Source organism: Flavobacterium gelidicaeli, assembly GCF_013294005.1.
Classification (GTDB): domain Bacteria; phylum Bacteroidota; class Bacteroidia; order Flavobacteriales; family Flavobacteriaceae; genus Flavobacterium.
This window is the reverse complement of sequence record NZ_JABSNK010000010.1, coordinates 77,339-97,740: the sequence shown is the minus strand read 5'-3', so window position 1 is coordinate 97,740 and position 20,402 is coordinate 77,339. Positions and strand designations below refer to the sequence as shown.

The 20,402-nt window shown below is 34.7% G+C and carries 22 protein-coding genes; 19 read left to right on the top strand and 3 right to left on the bottom strand.

What is annotated here, in order from left to right; all coding sequences use genetic code 11:
* Positions 1 to 6 precede the first annotated feature (6 nt).
* The 8 genes from HNP99_RS14110 (at position 7) to HNP99_RS14075 (ending at position 6,189) form a co-directional block, all read left to right on the top strand.
* On the top strand, positions 7 to 408 hold the full coding sequence (locus tag HNP99_RS14110) for a hypothetical protein (RefSeq protein WP_173854027.1): 402 nt from the start codon (positions 7 to 9) through the stop codon (positions 406 to 408).
* Positions 409 to 431: 23 nt separating this feature from the next.
* Positions 432 to 1,172 (top strand): SDR family oxidoreductase, encoded by a 741-nt coding sequence (locus HNP99_RS14105; protein ID WP_173854026.1) that lies wholly within the window; start codon positions 432 to 434, stop codon positions 1,170 to 1,172.
* Positions 1,173 to 1,188: 16 nt separating this feature from the next.
* On the top strand, positions 1,189 to 1,824 hold the full coding sequence (locus HNP99_RS14100; RefSeq protein ID WP_173854025.1) for an SDR family oxidoreductase: 636 nt from the start codon (positions 1,189 to 1,191) through the stop codon (positions 1,822 to 1,824).
* 68 nt (positions 1,825 to 1,892) lie between these two features.
* Entirely contained in the window at positions 1,893 to 2,336 is a 444-nt protein-coding gene (locus tag HNP99_RS14095; protein ID WP_173854024.1) for a nuclear transport factor 2 family protein, read from the top strand.
* 41 nt (positions 2,337 to 2,377) lie between these two features.
* Positions 2,378 to 3,352 (top strand): SDR family NAD(P)-dependent oxidoreductase, encoded by a 975-nt coding sequence (locus HNP99_RS14090; protein WP_217424427.1) that lies wholly within the window; start codon positions 2,378 to 2,380, stop codon positions 3,350 to 3,352.
* A gap of 75 nt (positions 3,353 to 3,427) precedes the next feature.
* Positions 3,428 to 4,126, top strand: a complete 699-nt coding sequence (locus tag HNP99_RS14085) for a DNA alkylation repair protein (RefSeq protein ID WP_173854023.1) — start codon at positions 3,428 to 3,430, stop codon at positions 4,124 to 4,126.
* 21 nt (positions 4,127 to 4,147) lie between these two features.
* Entirely contained in the window at positions 4,148 to 5,050 is a 903-nt protein-coding gene (locus HNP99_RS14080; RefSeq protein WP_173854022.1) for a haloalkane dehalogenase, read from the top strand.
* Positions 5,051 to 5,253: 203 nt separating this feature from the next.
* Positions 5,254 to 6,189: a helix-turn-helix domain-containing protein gene (locus tag HNP99_RS14075; RefSeq protein WP_173854021.1), complete on the top strand. Its 936-nt coding sequence runs from the start codon at positions 5,254 to 5,256 to the stop codon at positions 6,187 to 6,189.
* A gap of 75 nt (positions 6,190 to 6,264) precedes the next feature.
* Here HNP99_RS14075 and HNP99_RS14070 read toward each other — a convergent pair whose 3' ends face one another.
* Together HNP99_RS14070 and HNP99_RS14065 are read right to left on the bottom strand one after the other, a co-directional pair.
* Positions 6,265 to 6,876 (bottom strand): short chain dehydrogenase, encoded by a 612-nt coding sequence (locus tag HNP99_RS14070; RefSeq protein ID WP_173778736.1) that lies wholly within the window; start codon positions 6,874 to 6,876, stop codon positions 6,265 to 6,267.
* 66 nt (positions 6,877 to 6,942) lie between these two features.
* Positions 6,943 to 7,506: a Crp/Fnr family transcriptional regulator gene (locus HNP99_RS14065; protein WP_173854020.1), complete on the bottom strand. Its 564-nt coding sequence runs from the start codon at positions 7,504 to 7,506 to the stop codon at positions 6,943 to 6,945.
* Positions 7,507 to 7,773: 267 nt separating this feature from the next.
* Between HNP99_RS14065 and HNP99_RS14060 the strand changes: the two genes are divergently transcribed.
* The 11 genes from HNP99_RS14060 (at position 7,774) to HNP99_RS14010 (ending at position 19,357) form a co-directional block, all read left to right on the top strand.
* The gene (locus tag HNP99_RS14060) at positions 7,774 to 8,634 is read left to right on the top strand and encodes a helix-turn-helix domain-containing protein (RefSeq protein WP_173854019.1); all 861 of its coding nucleotides are present in this window, start codon (positions 7,774 to 7,776) and stop codon (positions 8,632 to 8,634) included.
* A gap of 262 nt (positions 8,635 to 8,896) precedes the next feature.
* The gene (locus HNP99_RS14055; protein WP_173854018.1) at positions 8,897 to 9,091 is read left to right on the top strand and encodes a hypothetical protein; all 195 of its coding nucleotides are present in this window, start codon (positions 8,897 to 8,899) and stop codon (positions 9,089 to 9,091) included.
* 3 nt (positions 9,092 to 9,094) lie between these two features.
* On the top strand, positions 9,095 to 9,712 hold the full coding sequence (locus HNP99_RS14050; protein ID WP_173854017.1) for a ferric reductase-like transmembrane domain-containing protein: 618 nt from the start codon (positions 9,095 to 9,097) through the stop codon (positions 9,710 to 9,712).
* A 78-nt stretch (positions 9,713 to 9,790) separates the two neighbouring features.
* Positions 9,791 to 10,456, top strand: a complete 666-nt coding sequence (locus HNP99_RS14045; RefSeq protein WP_173854016.1) for an aspartate/glutamate racemase family protein — start codon at positions 9,791 to 9,793, stop codon at positions 10,454 to 10,456.
* A 273-nt stretch (positions 10,457 to 10,729) separates the two neighbouring features.
* Positions 10,730 to 11,581, top strand: a complete 852-nt coding sequence (locus HNP99_RS14040; protein WP_173854015.1) for an SDR family oxidoreductase — start codon at positions 10,730 to 10,732, stop codon at positions 11,579 to 11,581.
* A gap of 297 nt (positions 11,582 to 11,878) precedes the next feature.
* A complete protein-coding gene (locus tag HNP99_RS14035) occupies positions 11,879 to 12,778 on the top strand; it encodes a helix-turn-helix domain-containing protein (protein WP_173854014.1) in 900 nt (299 codons plus the stop codon).
* Positions 12,779 to 12,962: 184 nt separating this feature from the next.
* Positions 12,963 to 13,976: an efflux RND transporter periplasmic adaptor subunit gene (locus HNP99_RS14030; protein WP_108739709.1), complete on the top strand. Its 1,014-nt coding sequence runs from the start codon at positions 12,963 to 12,965 to the stop codon at positions 13,974 to 13,976.
* A gap of 23 nt (positions 13,977 to 13,999) precedes the next feature.
* The gene (locus HNP99_RS14025; RefSeq protein WP_254596869.1) at positions 14,000 to 17,200 is read left to right on the top strand and encodes an efflux RND transporter permease subunit; all 3,201 of its coding nucleotides are present in this window, start codon (positions 14,000 to 14,002) and stop codon (positions 17,198 to 17,200) included.
* A gap of 25 nt (positions 17,201 to 17,225) precedes the next feature.
* Positions 17,226 to 18,491, top strand: a complete 1,266-nt coding sequence (locus HNP99_RS14020; RefSeq protein ID WP_173854013.1) for a TolC family protein — start codon at positions 17,226 to 17,228, stop codon at positions 18,489 to 18,491.
* Between the two features lie 16 nt (positions 18,492 to 18,507).
* A complete protein-coding gene (locus tag HNP99_RS14015) occupies positions 18,508 to 19,107 on the top strand; it encodes a TetR/AcrR family transcriptional regulator (RefSeq protein WP_173854012.1) in 600 nt (199 codons plus the stop codon).
* Between the two features lies 1 nt (position 19,108).
* On the top strand, positions 19,109 to 19,357 hold the full coding sequence (locus tag HNP99_RS14010; protein WP_173854011.1) for a hypothetical protein: 249 nt from the start codon (positions 19,109 to 19,111) through the stop codon (positions 19,355 to 19,357).
* A 286-nt stretch (positions 19,358 to 19,643) separates the two neighbouring features.
* Here HNP99_RS14010 and HNP99_RS14005 read toward each other — a convergent pair whose 3' ends face one another.
* A complete protein-coding gene (locus HNP99_RS14005) occupies positions 19,644 to 20,378 on the bottom strand; it encodes a CIA30 family protein (RefSeq protein ID WP_371810473.1) in 735 nt (244 codons plus the stop codon).
* Between the last annotated feature and the right edge of the window lie 24 nt (positions 20,379 to 20,402).

Sequence of the window (20,402 nt, the reverse complement as noted above, 5' to 3'; positions counted from 1 at the left end):
AATAAAATGAAAAATTCAAACAACATGTTTAAAAAATTAGTCCTTATTACAGGTATTTTTAATTTTCCAATTGGTCTTGGAATGTTCTATCAGGCGCTGTCAAATACCACAGCAGACACTTTTATTACGGGGGCTGTAACAGGTTCTTTTATCCTTTTTGCTGGAGCAGCACTTGTTTGGGCTTCAAATGATATTCAAAATAGAGCGTCTATTATTGTTTGGAATGGTTTAGTTCGACTTATAGGGTTTTCGTTGGTGCAATATGCTTCCGCAAATTTTGAGGGAGTCGCTACAGAAATGGTGGCTATCTCATTTATGGATTTAGTATTAGCAATTGTCTTCATAATTGGTAGTGTAAAAGTTACTGGAATACCATTTTCAAAATTAATAGTAGGAAAAACAAATTAAAAAAAACTTAAAAATCAAATACGATGAAAAATAATATAGAAGGTAAAGTAGTAGTAATTACAGGAGGAAGTAGTGGATTAGGAGAAGCTACAGCTCGTTATTTAGCAGAAAAAGGAGCCAAAATAGTTTTAGGTGCTCGTAGATTAAATAAATTAGAAGTAATAGCTGATGAAATAAGAAAAAGCGGAGGAGCGATTGAAGTTTTAAAAACAGACGTTACCAAAGCTAATGATGTAAAAGCATTGGTTAAAATGGCAATTGATAGTTTTGGTAAAATTGATGTAATGATAAATAATGCGGGTATTATGCCATTAGCACCATTAGCTGCTCTTAAAGTAGACGAATGGGACAGCATGATTGACGTAAATATCAAAGGGGTGTTATACGGAATTGCTGCAGCATTACCAGAATTTCAGAAACAAAAATCAGGTCATTTTATAAATCTTGCTTCCGTAGCCGGATTAAATGTGAGCCCAGGTGGAGCCGTATATAGTGGGACTAAATTTGCCGTAAGAGCGATTAGTGAAGGCTTACGAAAAGAAGTAGGTAAGGACATTAGAACCACTATACTTACACCAGGTCTAATAGATTCTGAATTGCAACTAGGAAGCTCAGACGAGGCTACATCTCAGTTTGTTCAACAAGTATATAAAGATGCTATTCCTGCTATTTCTATTGCTAAAGCAGTGGCTTATGCTATTGAGCAACCTGATGATGTAGATATTAATGAGTTGGTAATTCGTCCAACAGTACAGGAATTTTAATGATATAAAATCTATTATGAAAAAAACCTTAGTTATAGGAGCAAGTGGGCAAATAGGCAAAATGCTTGTTGAAAAATTGCTCAAAGAAGAAAATCCTGTAGTTGCCTTGGTTCGTAATGAACAGAAGGGGCAAGAACTTGAAAAACTAGGTGCAGAAATTGTAGTTGGAGACCTTGAAAACGATTTTGAACACGCTTTTAAAGATTGCGATAAAGTAGTATTTAGTGCTGGTTCTGGAGGTAATACAGGTTACGATAAAACACTTTTAATAGATCTATGGGCAGCCAAAAAGGCTGTTGATTATGCTATAAAAAATGATATACAGCATTTTATTATGGTAAGTGGTCTGGGTGCTGGTGATCCTAACGAGTTTGTATCTGACTTAAAACCATATTTAGTAGCGAAGTATTTTGCCGATTATTATTTATTAGAAAGTGGTTTAGCGTATACGATTTTACAACCTGGTAGTTTAATCAATGAAAAAGCAACGGGTTTAATTAGAACTACAAGATCTGAAAATTTTAAAGAGCTAGTCATTCCTAGAGAAGATGTCGCTAATGTAATTGCGTATTGTCTAGAAAATAACGCTACAAAAGGCAAAACAGTTGAGTTATTTAGCGGAGAAGAATCTATTAGAGAATCTCTAAGTTAATGAACTAGTATTTCCTTGGGTACAAAACAAGAGTTTAGTACCTGTGGAATTCATAAAAAAATACAATAATGGAAAATACATTAGAACAAAGAATTCAAAAATTAGAAGATTTAGAAGCTATAAGAACACTACAGGCTACCTACGGTCATTATGTAGATAAAGGTTGGAATGGAAAGGAAATGTATATTGAGAAGCTTGCTGAAATATTTACGGAAGATGCTTTATGGGAAGCCCCAGAAGCTGGAGTGCTAGCTAATGGACACAAAGAAATAATGGAATCCTTTACATCTTTTGATGCAGAAAATAAATTTTTCATTCATAGTTTTACGAACCCCATTATTGAAATTAATGAAGATAAAGCTACTGCAAAATGGATACTTTTTTCTCCAGCTATTGATGGTGAAAAAGTAATTTGTATGCTTGCTAGTTATGATAATGACTATGTTAGAACAAAAAATGGATGGCGTATTAAAAGTTTAAGACTCAACGTGGCTAATGTACTTGGAGCTTAATAATAAGAATTAAAAATAAGAATTAAAAATAATAAAAAATTATGACTCAAAATAAAACAATACACCTTAATAAAGTACTTGAAGAACATGCTCAAGATATGACAAATAAGGTGGTTGCCATTACAGGCACAACAAGTGGTACCGGATTTGTATTCGCAAGAGAAGTTGCTAAAAAAGGGGCTACAGTCCTATTGCTTAATCGCACAAGTGCAAGATCAGAAAATTCGTATAAGCAGTTAACCGAAGCAGTTCCAAACGGTAAATTTGAAGCTATAGCTTGCGATTTGCAAGATTTAGAAAGTGTGAAACAAGCAGCAGAAAAAATTAAATCGGAATATAATGTTCTTGATGTTTTAGTCAATAATGCAGGTATTATGGCTGTAAAAGATGAAGCGACTAAAGATGGGTATGATGTTCAGATGCAAACAAATGCCATATCACACTTTCTTTTAACCAAAGAATTATATCCTTTGCTTAAAAACAGTAGTGAAGCTAGAATTATAAACCAATCGTCGATATCTAGATTAGGTGGACCATTAGAATCTGCATATTTTGAAAAAAATGGAGGTAATTTAGGAGGCAATGGCACACAGGAAGAAAATGCAAGTTTTCAAGGTGCTAGATGGGAGCGTTATCACCAAAGTAAATTGGCAAACGCAACTTTTACATATGGTTTAAAAAAGAAACTTTCAGAAGCTAACGTTAAAAATATTATTTCATTATTAGCGCATCCTGGAGTAGCAATAACCAACCTTCAATCAACTTCATCTAAAACAGGTGGAATGGATGTTAACGGAGGAGTTATGAGCCAAGCACAGTCTGCAGAAGATGGTGCGGCTGGAATTATTAGAGCGGCTATGGATAAAGAAGCGAAATCTGGTGATTTTTATGGACCAACTGAAGGTGTAAGTGGTTTTCCTAATTTGTTAGAACCAGAAGAACTACTTTTTGATGAATCTAATGTAGCTATCAATTGGAATGGTTGTGAAAAAGCTGTTGGGGAATTTAAAATATAAAATCACAAACGGTTGGTCATTTCTTTAAATCTACATTAGCGAAAGAAGCCATTCCTACAAGAATTTTATAATAATATGCAAAACTATCTTCAAGAAATAGAAACAATCACTTCTAAAGCAGGTGAAACCGTTCCTTTACAAAGGAAAGCTTTTAATGCCGGCTTTAGTTTTAGCCTTTTAACTTTTAGTGAACAACTAGAGATATGGGATTTTATTTGGAAAAATACTCAAGAGTACAGAACAGAAATGTTTTGTTTGTATTTCTTGGAGGAGCATATTAGAAACAAAGAAGAAATGTTTGCTTCTTGGTCGACGATTAAAGTATGGCAAGACAAAATTAATCGTTGGGAAACTAGTGATAGTATTTCAAAAATATATGCGCAATTAGTAGAATATGATGCAGCACTAATTTTGCCAACGTATAAAAAATGGAATACTTCTAAAAACCCATGGCATAGAAGACAAAGCATAGTAGGTTTACTTTATTATAGCGTACATAGAAAACACTATTTACCTTTTCAAGTACTTATAGATTTGGTAGCACCTTTAATTTCTGACAAAGCTTATTATGTAGAGAAAGGAGTAGGTTGGACACTTAGAGAAATAGGAAATATATATCCTAAAGAGCAGGAAGAATTTCTATTTGAAAATGCAACTAAAATTTGTGCTTATGGATATAGTGCAGGTACGGAAAAATGGGATAAAACAAAACGAGAAAAACTGAAGGAAATTAGAAAAGTGGGAAGAGTTTTAAACCGCAAAAGTTCAATTTAAAAATTTAAAAAGTAAAAAAATATGACAAACAAAAAACAGATATCAGCAGCGTTTCCTTTTGAGTCTAAATTTCAAGAAGTATTAGATTCTAAAATGCATTATGTAGATGAAGGAGATAAAAATTCAGAACATACTTTTTTACTAATACACGGTAATCCTACATCAAGTTATTTATGGCGTAATATTATTCCGTATGTAAGTGCCTTAGGTCGTGTAGTTGTTCCAGATCTTATTGGAATGGGTAAATCTGACAAGCCAGATATAGACTATACATTAAAAGATCATATTGCTTATTTAGATGCATTTGTTGAAAAGTTAGGGCTAAAAAACGTCATTCTAGTAATACAAGATTGGGGTTCTGGTTTAGGTTTCAATTATGCCAATCAGCATAGAGAAAATGTAAAAGGAATTGTGTTTTTTGAAGCTATGGTTCAAGTTTCTTATTGGAAAAATACGACTAAAGAGACCGAAGCACTATTCAAAAAATTTCGTGACCCTGTAGAAGGACATGATATGATCGTTAAAAACAACTTCTTTATTGAAGCTATGCTACCCATGATGGCGGGCAGAGAATTAACTCAAGAAGAAATGGACCATTACCGAGCGCCTTATTTGGAAGAAAAGAGCCGTAAACCACTGTTTATGTGGCCTAGTCAAATTTCGTTTGATGGTGTTCCAAAATTCACTACAGACATTGTTAATTCATACAATGAATACCACAAAAATTCTGACGTTCCTAAGTTGTTATTCTATGCAGAACCAGGTCTAATAATTAATCGAGAATTAGGTGAGCATATAGCTGCAACTTGGAAAAATATTACGGCAGTAGATTTAGGTGAAGGAAAGCATTATCTACAAGAATCGCATCCACACGAAATTGGAGAAGGTATTGTAGATTGGTATAAAAAAACACTAAATAAATAAAAAGATAAATCTAGATTTTAGTTTAAGCTTTTCTGTTATAATTGAAAATAACAGCTTACAACTACATATGAAAATAGCAGTTTAGAGCAAGTTTTACAATTTTGTTCTTTTCTTCTATATTTGTTTATAAACCGAGAATCATTAATTGCTGTTAACGCAAATACCTTATAGCCCCAAAGGCTTTAACTTTATACAATGTAAAAATGGAAAACAAAAAGGAAGAAAGTAAAAGCACATTTTTTAAGATTAAAACGATTAGTCAATTGCATGATGTTTTAGAATATGAAAAACCATGTCATCCTTTAATTACTGTTTTAGATTTGTCCAAAGTTGCTTTTACTGATGAAGTGGTGCATAAAAAAGTGAGTGTCCCTTTTTATAATATTACTTTAAAAACAAAAACTTCGAACGCATTTAAGTACGGTCGAGACTATTTTGACTTTACCGAAGGAGCACTATTTGGAGTAGGACCAGATCAAGTAATTGAGATCGATTATATATCCGAGAAAGGCGAAATGGAAGGCTGGTCACTTTATTTTCATCCGGATATAATACGTGGTTCTGGATTAATGGAAAAATTGACAGACTATGGTTTTTTTGGCTATGACACCAACGAAGCGCTTCATATTTCGGATAAAGAAAAGCAAACGCTAAATGGTATTGTTCTAAAAATCCAAGAAGAGTATAGCGCAAACCTAGATGAGTTTAGTCAAGATGTTTTGGTTTCGAATATCGAACTGTTATTCAATTATATAAAACGTTTTTACAACAGGCAGTTTTTGACTCGAAAGTCCCAAAACACAACGGTTCTTAGTCAGTTCAATGGTTTACTAAAGAGCTATTTTGAGTCGGAAGACATTCGTTTGAATGGCTTGCCTAAGGTGCATTATTTTGCTAAAAAATTGCATCTTTCGGACAGTTATTTGAGTGATTTATTGAAAAAGGAAACTGGTAAAAATACCCAAGACCATATTCATTTTTATATGATCGAAAAGGCTAAAAATTTATTGATTAATACGAATAATTCCGTTTCGGAGATAGCATTTAATTTAGGTTTCGAATATCCGCAATACTTTAGCCGATTATTCAAAAGCAAAACAGGACAAACTCCTGTGGCGTATCGCAAGCAGTTGAATTGATCCTAAAATTTAAAATAAACAAAAAAAAGGCGTTTGATTAAAATATCAAACGCCTTTTTCTATTTTCAATATTGATTAATAAGCATCAACAAAAAGTACTTGACCAGTGATGAAACCATCAACTGAACGCTCAAAAGCTTTCCCTACTAATCTACCAGGAACGGGTTCAAATCCAGGCATCATTTCACCATATACATCCCAAGCTTCTTCTAGAACCGTTGGATTTATAGAGTTGATACGAATACCACGAGGCATTTCAAAAGCAACACATTTAACAAACGTATCTATTGCGCCACTTGTAGTTGCATCGGCAATTGCAAACGGAATTGGTTTTGTATTTAAAATCCCTGTAATTAGCGTAAACGAACCTTTATCAGCAATGTATTCTTGACCAATACGTACAAGATTAATTTGCCCCATCATTTTGCTCATAATGGTAGTCATCCATTGTTCTTCGGTCATTTCAGTGAAATTAGCATATTCACAAACTCCAACAGTATTTACTACGGCGTCAAAATGGCCTACATCTTTGTATAACTTTCTTAAAGATTCCTCACTTGTGATGTCTACTTGAAAATCGTAATCAGCAGCCGAACGTCCTGCAGTGATTACTTTGTGTTTTCCTAAGCCGCTTAAAGCTGCTTGACCCATTTTTCCTTTTGCTCCTATTAAAATTATTGTTTTCATATATTTTTTGTTTTAAATTATATGCAAATTTATGAAGGACGTAAAGAATAGGACTAGGACATTTGTCTAATAAGTAATATTGGCCCTAATGCGGCTTAGATGTCTTTGGGTAATTCCTAAATAGGAAGCAATGTGTTGCAAAGGTATTTCTTGTATTAATTTGGGTTGCTTGTTCAATAAATCTAAGTAACGTTGCTGTGCCTTATCTTTTTGATGGTTAAAAATCCAACTCTCAAGATCAACATACTCATTTTCTGCAATGATTCTTAAAAATTCCAACCATTTAGTATTTGACTTAGCTAACTCTTCCAACTTCTTTTTTGGGATCGAAATAATCTCAGAATTGGAAATAGCTTGCAAGTTTTCCTGAGATTTGTTTCCAGATATAAACGAAGAGTACGCCATTAGTAAACTATTTTGAAAAGTAAAACAATAGGTAATTTGGTCGTCAGCATTCGAATAATAAAAAGACCGAAAAATTCCCGAAACCACATAAGATAGATTGTCGCAAATTTCGTCTTGTTGCAAGAAATAATCATTCTTTTTTATCGTTTTGTATTCACAAAGAGCTAAGAATTGTGTTATTTCTTGACTGGTAAATAGATTAAATTTTTGTAGATACTCTTCCATTTTAAGCCTTGTTTTTTTATGTTTTTCCCAATCGAATGTAACAGAACTGTTGATTCTCTTTTCAATTTGGGCACAATTTAGCAAAATCCATCAAACCACCTCCTTTTAATTCATTTTATGGGATCGAAAAGGCCAAAAGTCTATTGTTGATATAGGAAGTAGTCAATTATCTTTTCGAATAGCAACTTTCAAAACCTTTTATGAATTCTTCTTTTTCCACTATTCCAAAACGCAAAAATTTTTAGTAATTTGCAAAAAAAATAGCGGTTGAAAAATATTCCCAATATATCATTTCATAGTGTCGAGAAATCAAAAGATTTTGAGTTTTTGAATCTATCCGATTTATTTGCCAGAATGCCCGATATTGTCGATCACAATCCTACGCAACCGCACCGCATATCCTTTTTTGCTTTATTATTAGTAACTAAAGGATTTGGTACCCATCAAATAGATTTAAAAGAATACGATTTAAAAGCAGGCACAGCCCTTAAAATTGCGAAAGGACAAGTACATGCTTTTCAGAAAAACGCAAAATATGAGGGCTATTTGATCATTTTTACCGAAGATTTTGTGGTGAGTCACTTCTCGAAATCTTCGATAAATATGATTTCGCATTTGTACAATTACCATATTTCGTCGCCTATATTTAGTAATGAAGCGGGAAATAGAATCTTTTTGGACCAATTAATCGTAGAGCTAAAAAACGAAAATAAGTACGCCAAAGAAAATATTGTTGCCGCTTTGCTCAACTTGTATTTATTGCGATTGGAACGAGAATTCAATGATACCTTAGAAAATAACAATTTAAACCATTACGCTATTTTTATTCAGTTCAAAAACTTGGTTGAAGCCCATTATACAAGCACTCGCAACGTAAAAGACTACGCCAATAAATTATTTATTTCGACCAAACATTTAAACCAAGTAGTCAAAGAATTCACCTTGAACACCGCCAAACATTTCATAGACGATTTTGTAATTCTCGAAACCAAAAGAGCGATGGTGAGTTCCAATACTAGTCTTAAAGAAATCGCCTTTGCAGTTGGTTTTGATGAGGTAACCAATTTTACTAAATTCTTCAAAAAACATACAGATCTCACTCCTAAAGAATTCAAAACTTTATCATAGCCCAATTTCACCAATTTGTGTGTCGTTTGCTTAAAAATTAGCCCGTAGATTTTACTGATTTCAGCAAATCAGTCCCCCCCACCCTATTCTACTGCAATTTTAAAAATCTTCCTGCCTATTTTTAGTCTGAGGCGTCTTTCCTGATAAATAGAAATTATTACAGTAAAAAAAGTAAAGGCTTATATTTACCATTTTTAACCGAGGATTTACCTTTATAAAATGATTATATAGATGCAATTTTGTATAAAATAAATTAAAAATTATGAGTCAAGTAGCAGTTTGCCCAACATGTGGAGGAAATTCAAAAATTAAAGAAGCCAACGGAGAAATAACTTATCAAGCTATTCAAAATGATGAATTACTAAAAAAAGTTGGTCAATTAAAAAATGCGATGGAAAAATTCAAATTAAAAGCAGAAGCTTTAGAAAAAGAATTAGCAGCTTTTAAATCAAAATAGCAAATGAGTTTTATTAAAAAAAATTACGGTTGGATGCTAGTCGCATTAATTGCTGTCTTGCCGATCATCCCACTTTTAAATTTGGTTACCCTAAATTTTTCCAATGGTTTTTCGATTAGTTTGTCAGAAGGAACTGCTGGCGAAGGCAAGTCTTCCCTAGAAATGCTGTACCATATCTCGGGCGAGTTTGCCATAAGGTGGATGACAGCTGTGCTTAGCTGTACGCCCTTTTTTATACTGTTTGGGGTCAACAACTTATTTGTGCGTCAAGCCATGGGTATCGCAGCAGCCGTGTGGAGTTTTGTTCATTATATAATCTTTATTGCTGCCGAAGGATTTGCAGAAACCTTTACCGAAGCCAATTATATTGCAGGTTTTATAGCTGTATTAATTTTAATTCCGTTGTTTTTTACTTCAAATAGAAAAGCAATGAAGAAATTAAAAAAGAACTGGAAAAAAATTCAAACTTATGCTTACGGAGCTATTGTTTTGAGTTTGTTACACGTACTACTTCTCAAAAAAACTTGGCTTATTTATGGAATAATAGTAGGTATTGGATTTATTCTTCGTTTGCCATTCGTGAAAAATAAAATTATGCATTTTAGAACTAACAGAAATTAAATTTTAAATTTATCGGATAAACAAGATATGTATTTTACCTAAATAATAACGGTACTACATCTTAAATAAATAAAAAAAATGAGCAAAGCAACCGTTGGACTATTGGGATTGGGCAGTCACTCTACTTTGTACTACATCAAGGAGTTAAACCGATTGTATAATCAAAAAAAAGGCGGATACAGCACTTTTCCGTTTGTGATGATTAATGCCGATTTTGATACAATCAATCCGCTTTTGCCCAATACTTCGGAGGCTTTGGATGTCGTTTTGAAAGCGTATATAGATGAGCTCGAAAAGTTAGCCATTACTACTATTTTGATTCCGAATATAACGCTGCATGAAACCATTGACCGCTTAGCTATTCAGAAAAAAATTCTTCACCCACTAACTTTAGCAGTGGAAAAAATCCAGCAAAACCATTGGAGCACCATCGTTTTATTTGGTTCACTCCATTCTATGGAATCGAATTACATACGTTCGTATTTCAACGCCAAAGGAATAGAAATCCAACTTCCGTCAAAAGAAGACCGTTTGTTTATAGACGAAGTTCGAAAACTAACCTATGCCGAAACTGAAACCCCAGATTTGATAGCGTCCTACCATTCGATACTAAACAAATACACCAAAAATTTCCCCGTAATACTCGCCTGTACAGAATTGTCGATATTAAAACCAACCGACAATAACCGAATCATAGACATGGCACAACTTCAAATAGAACAAGCCATTTCACAAACAGAATAACAGTCTCAGATTTACCATTATTAGCCAAAGATTGATATAAACCACTAAGTAGAAAACTGTCATCTTTGTAATAGAATTTTGAATTCGATTAGTCAAATAAAATCAACGGAAAAATTCGTGCAATTAAATTAAGTACTGATAATTCGTGACAATTAGTGTAATTCGTGTCTAACTTTTTCAGCACAATCAAAGTAATAACAATATGTGTCCCCCTTTTTCAGCACAATACAATATAAAAACCGTGTCTCTTTTTGACAATAAATACAATATAATATGAAAATAGCAGTAACATCAGCAAGTGGACATTTAGGCGCTTCCATCGTCAAACACCTCAGTAACTTAATCGGAAAAGAAAACGTCATCGCCATTGCCCGAACAGTCGAAAAAGCAACCCACCTAGGCGTCGAAGTTCGAAAAGGCGATTACAACAATCGCTCTGAATTTGATGCAGCCTTACAAGGCGTAACTACCGTTTTACTCGTTTCGGGCATGGACGAACCACAAAAAAGAATCGAGCAACACCGCAATGTGATTGAAGCCGCAAAAAGCGCAGGAGTCAAAAAAATCGTGTACACCAGTATCGTAGGTGCCGAAGAAAACAACGCTTTTAGCCCAATTGTTCAAACCAACAGACAATCCGAAAGAGACGTGCAAGAATCTAGATTATCTTGGGTTATTGGTCGCAACGGAATCTATATTGAGCCCGATTTGGAATATATAGACACCTATAAAAAAGACGGCGAAATTCGCAATTGTGCAAGCGACGGCAAATGCACCTATACGAGTAGGCAAGAGCTGGGTTACGCTTACGCGAAAATGCTAGTGGAAGACCAACATAACGGACACGTATATAATTTGGTTGGCAACGGCATCAACCAAGCCCAATTGGCAACCGACATAAATACGGTTTTTGGAACTGATTTGGTTTACAATTCCGTTTCTGTAGCGGACTACGCAACCGAAAGAAAAGCCGAGTTAGGCGATTTTATGGGAACAGTAATCGCAGGCATCTATGAAGGAATTAGAATGGGAGCCAACGATGTTCCTTCGGATTATGAGAAAGCAGCGGGAAGACCCCATATTTCTGCTTTAGAAATGATGACGGATTTTAAAAATAAAAAGTAAGCCTGTCTAATTTACAGTCTTTTGAATAAAAAGATGAAGGTTTAAAATTGGCTGTTTTTTCAATTAACGATAGTTACCAAGTTACTTAGAGTGATCTTCCTCCATAAGGTATTTGTATCAGTTAGTAAGGTAGAAACTCAGATGATGTCTGTTTCGCTAATTTAGTGATTTATCAACTCCTTCATTTCATTTCAATTCTATTCGGTCAATAGTAAAGCAATAATTGATTTTTCGATAGAAATAGTTCTATAGATAAATGTATTATCTTTGTAACCATCAAAAAAAACAAAATACCATATGCATCCATCTACAATAAAACACCATTCAACCAATGATATTGTTGGGCTTTTTGGGGACTTACCTCAAGAATCTGAAGGGCTGCATGTGTATATTTCGAAAAACGAATTCAACGAAATTCCGGTTAGTTATCCCTTTCGAACAGACAATCATACCTTCATGTTAATCCTTAAAGGCGAAGTTCACATTCAGCTGAATCTGATTCACTATGTGTTGGGTGCGAATGAAATGGTGGTTATAAAACCGCACACTGTAATGCATATCTTAAAAATGAGCATTGACTTAAAGTTGGTAGGCTTTTGTTTTTCGAATGAATTCATTCTTCAAAATAATTTTAAAAAGACAGATTATGATGCTTTGAATTTCTTCACAGCAAGCAACATTCCGAAATTGAAATTATCTAAGGAAGAAAGAGTGGCTACCCTTTCGTTGGCTAAACTATTGGCAAAAAATAACCAAACAACAGAGATTGCTATGCCTTTTCGAAAAGAAATAATTCGACATGGATTTATTACCTTAATGTATCATTTAGCAGCAATATTCAGAACCGCTCATCCTAATCTTGAAGCCGAGTTTTCTCGACAAGAAGATCTTACACTACGTTTTCTATCTATTTTGAATCTTAATTTCAAAAAAGAACGCACCGTGCAATTTTATGCCGATGAACTTGCAGTGACTACTGGTCATTTATCCAAAGTATTGAAAGATGTTTCTGGAAAAACAGCAAGCCAATTAATTGAGGATTCCGTAATCATGGAAGCCAGACTTTTGTTGGAAAACTCTTCTTTAACGATTGCTCAAGTCGCAGACGAATTGAAGTTTAGCGATCAGTCGTTTTTTGGAAAATATTTCAAAAAGCAAACCGGTTTTTCTCCTTCTAAATATAAAAACATATCGTAACACGGTATTTAGACCAATAAACCAAGTGTAGAAACCTATTTATGGTAAATAAGTTACTATCATTATTTTTTAAATAATCGATATTGACCAAAACTCCCCTTTTTTAGACCTTTTGTAACAGCTAGTATTGTAGCAATTTTGCAGAGTAAATTTTTTTAAAATAAATACTCACATAATTGCCACTATGAAACAATTAGCTCTCTTAGCCACTTTTATTTTTTTACTAAATAGTTGTGCCGATAAAAAAGAAACAAAACAAGAAGAAATCGCTGCAAAGGTTAGCGTAAAAGAAATCACTACTACATCTGAAAATGAAACGCTTAACTACAGCGGAACAATCGAAGCAGACAATACTGTTTCGATAGGCTTTGCCGTTGCAGGACGAATCTCAAGCGTAGTTGTCGATGAAGGACAAAGAGTTCAAAAAGGACAGTTACTAGCATCAATCGATGCAACTACTTACCAAAATGCCTTTTATATCGCCAAAGCAAGCGCAGAACAAGATAATGATAATTATAAAAGATTGAACGGTTTGTACCAAAAAGGAAGCTTACCAGAACGTGATTTTATTGCCGTAAAAGTAGCTGTTGCTCAAGCAAATGCTAACAAAAGTATGGCTGCCAAAAATCTTTCTGATACCAAATTGTACGCTCCTTTCACAGGAATCATCACAACAAAATCAGCTGAAGTTGGTGCCACTGCTGCACCAAGTATTCCTGCATTTACCATCATGAAAACGGATAAAGTGTATGCAAAAGCTTCGATAACCGAGTCAGAAATCGCGAAATTAAAAATTGGTAAAGCAGCAACAGTAAGCATTGCTTCACTAGACAAAACTTTCAACGGTAAAGTAGATATTTTAAATCCAAGCGCTGACGAATTAACGAGAACCTTTAATGTAAAAGTGCGTTTGAACAACAGCGACAACCAACTTTTGCCTGGTATGATTAGTACCATCAAAATCGAAACAGGAAATGTTGTGGATGTGATTAGCATTCCTTCTGTAGCTATAGTTAGAAATGCAGACAATATCCTATTTGTTTATGTAGCAGAAAACGGAAAAGCGATTAAAAAAAGAGTCACTGTTGGTGATTTTAAAAACAATGATATCATCATTACTTCCGGATTAAAAATAGGCGATAAAGTGCTAATTGAAGGCCAAAAGAATGTAAAAGAAGGTCAGGCCATTAGCCTTTAATTTAACTGAAAGATAAGATGAAAATGAAAAAAGTAAAAATAAATTTCATAGAAGCCTCTATGAAATACCATCAGGTAACGCTTGTAATTACGGCACTTCTTATGATTTTGGGAATTTATTCACTAGCTACAATGGCGCGTAGTGAAGATCCTCAAATTACAGTACGTAAAGGGTTGGTTATCGCTGCTTTTCCTGGTGCAGACGAGGAACAAGTAGAAAAACAGTTGACCGATCAATTAGAACAATACTTATTTAGTTTTGAAGAAATTAGAAAAGAAAAAACATTTTCTGATACCAAAGAAGGTCAGGTTGTTGTTACTGTAGAATTAAACGAAAACGTAAAAGATACTGATCGATTTTGGTCTACTTTACAACGCGGTTTAAGTACTACTTTTCCACAAAATTTCCCAACACCTCCGGGGATGATTGGGCCGATGGTGAATAGTGATTTTGGAGATGTTGTTTCTCAAATGATTACGGTTTCTGCTCCTGGAAGAAGTTATGCAGAATTAGAAACGTATTTGGATCAGTTAGAAGACGGACTTAAAACCATTCCGGAAACGTCTAAAATTAAACGATATGGCGGACAAAAAGAACAAATATACGTTACTGTAAAAGATGAAAAATTAAGACAGTATGGTTTCGATTTTTCTACGATTGCACAGGTTATTCAAAGTCAAAATAACACTGGTTTTGCTGGTGGAATAACATTAAAAAACTCGGAGGTTTCGGTATTTGCAAAAAATCATTATAAAAATGCAGCTGATTTAAGCAATCAAATTGTTTACAGCACAGCCGGAGGAAAAGTAGTGCGTTTAAAAGATGTTGCCACTATAGAACGCCGTTATGAAGAAACAGCCAGCTATATAAAAGTAGGTGACGATAAAGTGACCATGATTGCGATAGAAATGCAACCAGGAAACAATATTGTACAATTTGGTGAAAAGGTAGAACTAGCTTTAGACAAAATAAAAAAAGAGTTACCTCCAGATGTACAAGTGCAAACGATTGTAAATCAGCCAGAGGTGGTAAAAGAAAGTATAAGTCACTTTATGCTAGAATTTGCCATTGCCATTTTAGCGGTAATTTCAGTAGTAATCCTATTGCTTCCGTTTCGATTTGCAATAGTATCGGCCGTTGCGGCTCCGGTATCTATATTTATCACTTTTGGAATACTTAATATGATGGGAATCGAAATCCATCAAGTAACGCTAGCGGCCTTAATTATTGTATTAGGAATGGTGGTTGATGATGCCATTGTCGTAGTTGATAATTATATCGAAAAATTAGACGAAGGCGAAGATCCGTGGACGGCAGGCTGGCAAAGTGCGACACAATTAATGGTGCCTGTTTTTACAGCAACTATGGCTATTATTTGTTCGTTTTTACCTTTGGCTTTTTTCTTAAACGGAATTTCGAAAGAATTTATTCAAGCCTTACCTATTGCGGTGGCTGTCGCTTTATTTGCTTCCTTATTAGTAGCACTTTTATTAACACCTTATTTGTGTTACATCTTCATTAAAAAAGGATTAAAGGACAAAGAAAAAGATCCTAATAAGAAAGAAAGCATGTTGGATCGCTTGCAAAATGTATTCAACCGCATATTAGATATTTGTTTCGAAAGACCAAATGTAACCATGCTAATGGGGCTTTTGTCTATTTTCTTAGGATTTGGAGTCGCTTCACAATTAGAACAAGAATTATTCCCAACAGCCGAGAGAAACCAATTTAACATAGAGGTTTGGTTGCCAAATGGAGGGACTTTAGAACAAACAGAAGCCGTTGTAAAACGTGTGGAAGAAAAAATTAAGGGAGACGACAGAGTGGTAAATGTAGCCAGTTTTGTAGGGACAAGTTCTCCTCGTTTTCATTCTACGTATGCACCAGAATTTCCACGAAAAAACTTTGCTCAAATATTCATTACCACAACAGGTAAAGATGCTACGACTGAACTAGCCGCAGAATATATGGATAAGTTTAAAAACTTTGTACCAGATGGTTACATAAGAGTGCGTCAATTATCTTTGAACGAAGCGCCTTCACCAATTGAAGTGAGAATCGTTGGCGATGACATGATTAAACAAAAGCAAGTCGCTTCACAAATAGAAGAAATTCTTGCCGGTACCAAAGGGCTTAATTGGATTAGAACCACTTATCAAGACGATTATCTGGGTGCCAAAGTAGCATTAAAAGACGATGTTGCCAATAGATTAGGAGTTACCAATACTGCTGTTTCTCAAACTTTAGGAGCAGGATTAAAAGGATATCCGGTGAGCACTATTTATGAAGGTGATAAACCGATTGATATTGTAATGCGTTATGATGAAAATGATCGAAAAAATGTTGGTGAACTTGGTGCTTTAAATATTTCGACCGCTTTGGGGACTAAAGTTCCGCTAAGAGAAGTTGCTACTATTACTCCAGAATGGCATACAGGAGTTATTGCGCACAGAAACGGTTTACGTACACTAGCAGTACGAGCAGAAGCACAATTGGGTGTGAAAGCAGCAACTATTCAAGCTGAAATTATGCCGAAAATAGAGGCCCTTAAATTGCCTGACGGAATCAGTATTAATTACGGTGGTGAATTTGAAAACATTAATGAAACGGGTCCTGGAATGGCTTCTTCAATGGGAATAAGTTTGATTCTTATTTTCTTAGTGCTCTTATTTCAATTCAAAAACTTTACAAAGGTATTAATCGTTCTTGCTACGTTCCCGTTAAGTTTATTAGGTGCCTTTTTAGGATTGTATCTTACAGGAAACCCTTTTGGATTTACAGCATTTATGGGAGTGATTAGTTTGATTGGTATTGTGGTTCGTAACGGAATCATACTAGTCGATTATGCCGATGAACTAATCTTAGAACATGGCTATTCTAAATTTGAAGCCGCCAAAGCAGCCGGAAAAAGACGTATGCGTCCTATTTTCTTGACTTCTGTTGCAGCAGCGATAGGTGTTGTGCCTATGATTGCCGGAAAATCACCGCTATGGGCACCTTTGGGTAGTGTTTTAGCTGTTGGATTACTAGTTTCTATGGTAATGACCTTGTTTATTGTTCCTGTACTTTATTACAAATATGTAGACATTGAGGTGTCACCAGAAAAACATCCGCATCCTAATGCTGAAACTTTTGAACCCATTCTATACAAACCAAAACCTAAGAAAAACTATTTAGTGCGTAGAATAAACATCTTTAAATACAAATTAAAAAAAAGGAAATAATCATATGTCTGCAAAAAATATAAAGATGGCAATAGTAGCTTTCACGCTATTGGCTGCCAGCCTTACCACAAACAGCTTTGCTCAGGGGAGAAATCTCTCCCTTGACACTGCTAAAAAAGAGGCTTTATCGAACAATAAAAAAATCAAAAAAGCTACTGCTTCAATCGATGCAGCCACTGCCGCTGAAGTAGGTGCTTTTACAGCTAACAAACCAAGTGTAGAAGCGAGTGCAACTGGTCTAAATGTGGGTAAACCGTTGAGCGCATTGTTACCAGAGTACAATGCTAGTGTAACCTTGGGTGTAACACAAGTCATTTATGCAGGTGGCAAAATTAATACCGCCAAACAAATTAGTACTGCCGCAGTGGCGCTTTATACGTCACAAAAAACATTGACCAATAACGAAGTGCTTCTTGATGTAGAGACCACTTATTGGCAAATTATCAATGTCAAAGGTAAAATCGATTTGGCAACTAAGTCCAATGCAATGTTGAGTCAATTATTGAAGGATTTAAACAATTCGTACAATGCCGGAATCATCTACAAAAATGATGTTTTGCGTGTACAAGTGCAACTCAATCAAGCGCAATTGAATTTATCGAAAGCCAAAGATGCTTTGACCATTTTAAATTTAAAAATGGCGCAATTAATTGGTTCGAAAGAAACAGAATTCACCATTGAAGATGCTGAGATCGAGATTAATGCAATCGAAAGTCAGATTTCACAGGAAAACGCGATCGCAAATCGTCCTGAAATTAAAATAATTGAAAAAGCGGTTTCTATCGAAGAATTAAAATCAAAATTACTTGAAGCAGACAGAAAACCAACAGTAGCAATGAACGTAAGCGGATTATACGGTCTGGGCAAAGGAATTAATTTTGCTACAGGCGATAATAATTTTAGTTCGTACTATGCCATGTTGAGCGTGAAAGTTCCCGTTTTTGATTGGGGAGGACGCAAACAAAAAGTAAAAGAACAGGATTATAAAGTAGAAGCACAAAAATTTGAATTGGAACAAACCCAAGAATTAGTAGCTATCGAAATTGCAAATGCAAAACTTGACATGCTTCGTGCCAAAGAGCGTATAGAAATCACTCAAAAATCATTGGCACAAGCAGATGAAAACTTACGCTTAAACAATGACCGTTTTGATGCCGGAACGGTGATAGGAAAAGATGTTCTAGAAGCACAAGTGATGTGGCAAACCGCTTTCTCTGATGTGATTGACGCCAAAGCAGTATTCAAAATTAGCGAAGCCAATTACAAGAAAGCGACTTCAAGTTTAGAATAACATAAAAATAATTGGAATGAAAAACCAAACCAAAAACCTAATATTGAAAAACGCTGCTGTACTTTTTTACAGCAGCGCAATCAACCATGTAACCCTAGATGATATTGCTTCAAAATGTGGGATTTCGAAAAAAACAATCTATAAATATTTCGAAAATAAAGAAGATTTAGTCCTTAAAACGATCCAAAAACAAGCCAAAATACTCAAGAAAAATATCAGTAAAATTCAGCAGAAAGGGCACAATGCCTTAGAAGAATTGATGTATTTTATTACCTACATCAACAAAAAAATGCATCGAGTTTATCCAATGGTCAAAAACGAAATTAAAAAAGGGCCTGCTAATAGCTTTTTTAATGCCATAAATTATAGTGACACTATCATTTTGCAGTTTATTGTCGGTAATATCGAAAACGGCAAACAACAAGGACTGTACAAAGAACAAATTGATGCCCAAGCATTTTGTGAGTCTTATGATGTGCTTTCAAAAAGCATCTACTTCAACTACTATTTCACGGACCTAAACGTAAAAAAGAAATCATTTGAGTTTGTAAGTTCCTTATTTCTATATGGATTGGTAACACAATTGGGATTGGATTATTTGCAGCTGACTTTATAAAATGAAAAAATCAAACGGATTTCTAACCGGAACTACAGCTGTATTTATGTTACTTTTTGGGTCATTAACACTTACTGAGCCTTTACAAACTATAATTGAAAAGCAAATGGAAGTAGCTAATTTACCTTCCCCAGAACTAACCTTATTCATGGCACAATCTACTTTAATTATGACGGCAGTGTTAACTCTGGCATTCCTTATTTTATGGAATAAAATTTCTAAAGCAGTTACTAATACACTGTTTTATTAAGCAAACGAACTTGTTATTCGTGTGCTGTTGACTATTTCAGAATTGCAATTCGGGTGCATTCTAATTGTTGAAGGCACAGAAAAATTTCCAAACTATAATTTCTTGCAAATCTGCGCGATAGAGTTGTTAATGTTCAATTTTATTTACTATATAATTGTTTAAAAGCGAATTAAACTATCATAATTCCTCATGCTATGAGAATTCAAGCCAAGGTTTATCTCAACTTTGTTTCTTTTTTAGACAGGTAAAATCCATGTAAGCGAAGTTATTTTTGCGATCAACTCCTTTATTTCAATTCTATTCGGTCAATGAGGAGTTTAAATTGTTCCTTTTTCTTGTTGCCAATCAAAAAAGCAATTTCTTCAAAATAAGCATCCGAAAAATTGGGCTGTTCCAGTGTTCTACCTCTAAAGGCAGGGTACATATCTTGAAGCGAAATTTCGATTTCTTCCCACTCTCCCGAAGTCGAAAAAGGAGCTATAAACGAATGCGAATCTCCCGAATTAGTTTTTATCCTAAATTGATATTTTTTGCCATCACCTTTAAGTTTGATGACGATCTTGCTATATCCTGCTGTTTTCACCTTTGGAAATCGATAACGAACAGACGAAAAACCACCATTGTTCTCCAGTGAAATAGCACCTTCAAACACACCAAATCCATCCGAATCTAATGTAAAACTACCCGCCGAAACGCCTCCCATCACCACATCATCGACAACGCGCCAATCTTCAATGTTAGATTTTTTTGTAAAATCAAAAAGTAGCTGTGGAGGCATAGAAGAAAATAGTGTCATCATACAAATAAAGCTTTTCATAGTAATTAATTGGTGAAACAATTGTTTTAGCGGTTGACTGGTTTTTACTCCATTGGGCGCTAATTTACAGCATTCCAGCTGTAATGGGCGCGGAATAAATTTCGCCAGCTGGCTACAGATAAATTCGAGCCGTCTAACTCTTTTGGCAATTACTACAAAATTAAGGCTACTTGAAGATAATTCCAATTCGAAATTGGTATTCATTTTGTTCTTTTTTTTGGAGCTAAT

Excerpts from the sequence above, each read along its gene's own strand:
- HNP99_RS14065 (WP_173854020.1), bottom strand. The coding sequence starts at position 7,506 with ATGGAAGAGTATCTACAAAAATTTAATCTATTTACCAGTCAAGAAATA.
- HNP99_RS14080 (WP_173854022.1), top strand. The coding sequence starts at position 4,148 with ATGACAAACAAAAAACAGATATCAGCAGCGTTTCCTTTTGAGTCTAAA.
- HNP99_RS14050 (WP_173854017.1), top strand. The coding sequence starts at position 9,095 with ATGAGTTTTATTAAAAAAAATTACGGTTGGATGCTAGTCGCATTAATT.
- HNP99_RS14110 (WP_173854027.1), top strand. The coding sequence starts at position 7 with ATGAAAAATTCAAACAACATGTTTAAAAAATTAGTCCTTATTACAGGT.
- HNP99_RS14070 (WP_173778736.1), bottom strand. The coding sequence starts at position 6,876 with ATGAAAACAATAATTTTAATAGGAGCAAAAGGAAAAATGGGTCAAGCA.
- HNP99_RS14010 (WP_173854011.1), top strand. The coding sequence starts at position 19,109 with ATGAAAAAATCAAACGGATTTCTAACCGGAACTACAGCTGTATTTATG.
- HNP99_RS14090 (WP_217424427.1), top strand. The coding sequence starts at position 2,378 with ATGACTCAAAATAAAACAATACACCTTAATAAAGTACTTGAAGAACAT.
- HNP99_RS14045 (WP_173854016.1), top strand. The coding sequence starts at position 9,791 with ATGAGCAAAGCAACCGTTGGACTATTGGGATTGGGCAGTCACTCTACT.
- HNP99_RS14025 (WP_254596869.1), top strand. The coding sequence starts at position 14,000 with ATGAAAAAAGTAAAAATAAATTTCATAGAAGCCTCTATGAAATACCAT.
- HNP99_RS14040 (WP_173854015.1), top strand. The coding sequence starts at position 10,730 with ATGAAAATAGCAGTAACATCAGCAAGTGGACATTTAGGCGCTTCCATC.
- HNP99_RS14030 (WP_108739709.1), top strand. The coding sequence starts at position 12,963 with ATGAAACAATTAGCTCTCTTAGCCACTTTTATTTTTTTACTAAATAGT.
- HNP99_RS14020 (WP_173854013.1), top strand. The coding sequence starts at position 17,226 with ATGGCAATAGTAGCTTTCACGCTATTGGCTGCCAGCCTTACCACAAAC.
- HNP99_RS14095 (WP_173854024.1), top strand. The coding sequence starts at position 1,893 with ATGGAAAATACATTAGAACAAAGAATTCAAAAATTAGAAGATTTAGAA.
- HNP99_RS14105 (WP_173854026.1), top strand. The coding sequence starts at position 432 with ATGAAAAATAATATAGAAGGTAAAGTAGTAGTAATTACAGGAGGAAGT.
- HNP99_RS14075 (WP_173854021.1), top strand. The coding sequence starts at position 5,254 with ATGGAAAACAAAAAGGAAGAAAGTAAAAGCACATTTTTTAAGATTAAA.
- HNP99_RS14035 (WP_173854014.1), top strand. The coding sequence starts at position 11,879 with ATGCATCCATCTACAATAAAACACCATTCAACCAATGATATTGTTGGG.
- HNP99_RS14055 (WP_173854018.1), top strand. The coding sequence starts at position 8,897 with ATGAGTCAAGTAGCAGTTTGCCCAACATGTGGAGGAAATTCAAAAATT.
- HNP99_RS14015 (WP_173854012.1), top strand. The coding sequence starts at position 18,508 with ATGAAAAACCAAACCAAAAACCTAATATTGAAAAACGCTGCTGTACTT.
- HNP99_RS14100 (WP_173854025.1), top strand. The coding sequence starts at position 1,189 with ATGAAAAAAACCTTAGTTATAGGAGCAAGTGGGCAAATAGGCAAAATG.
- HNP99_RS14085 (WP_173854023.1), top strand. The coding sequence starts at position 3,428 with ATGCAAAACTATCTTCAAGAAATAGAAACAATCACTTCTAAAGCAGGT.
- HNP99_RS14005 (WP_371810473.1), bottom strand. The coding sequence starts at position 20,378 with ATGAATACCAATTTCGAATTGGAATTATCTTCAAGTAGCCTTAATTTT.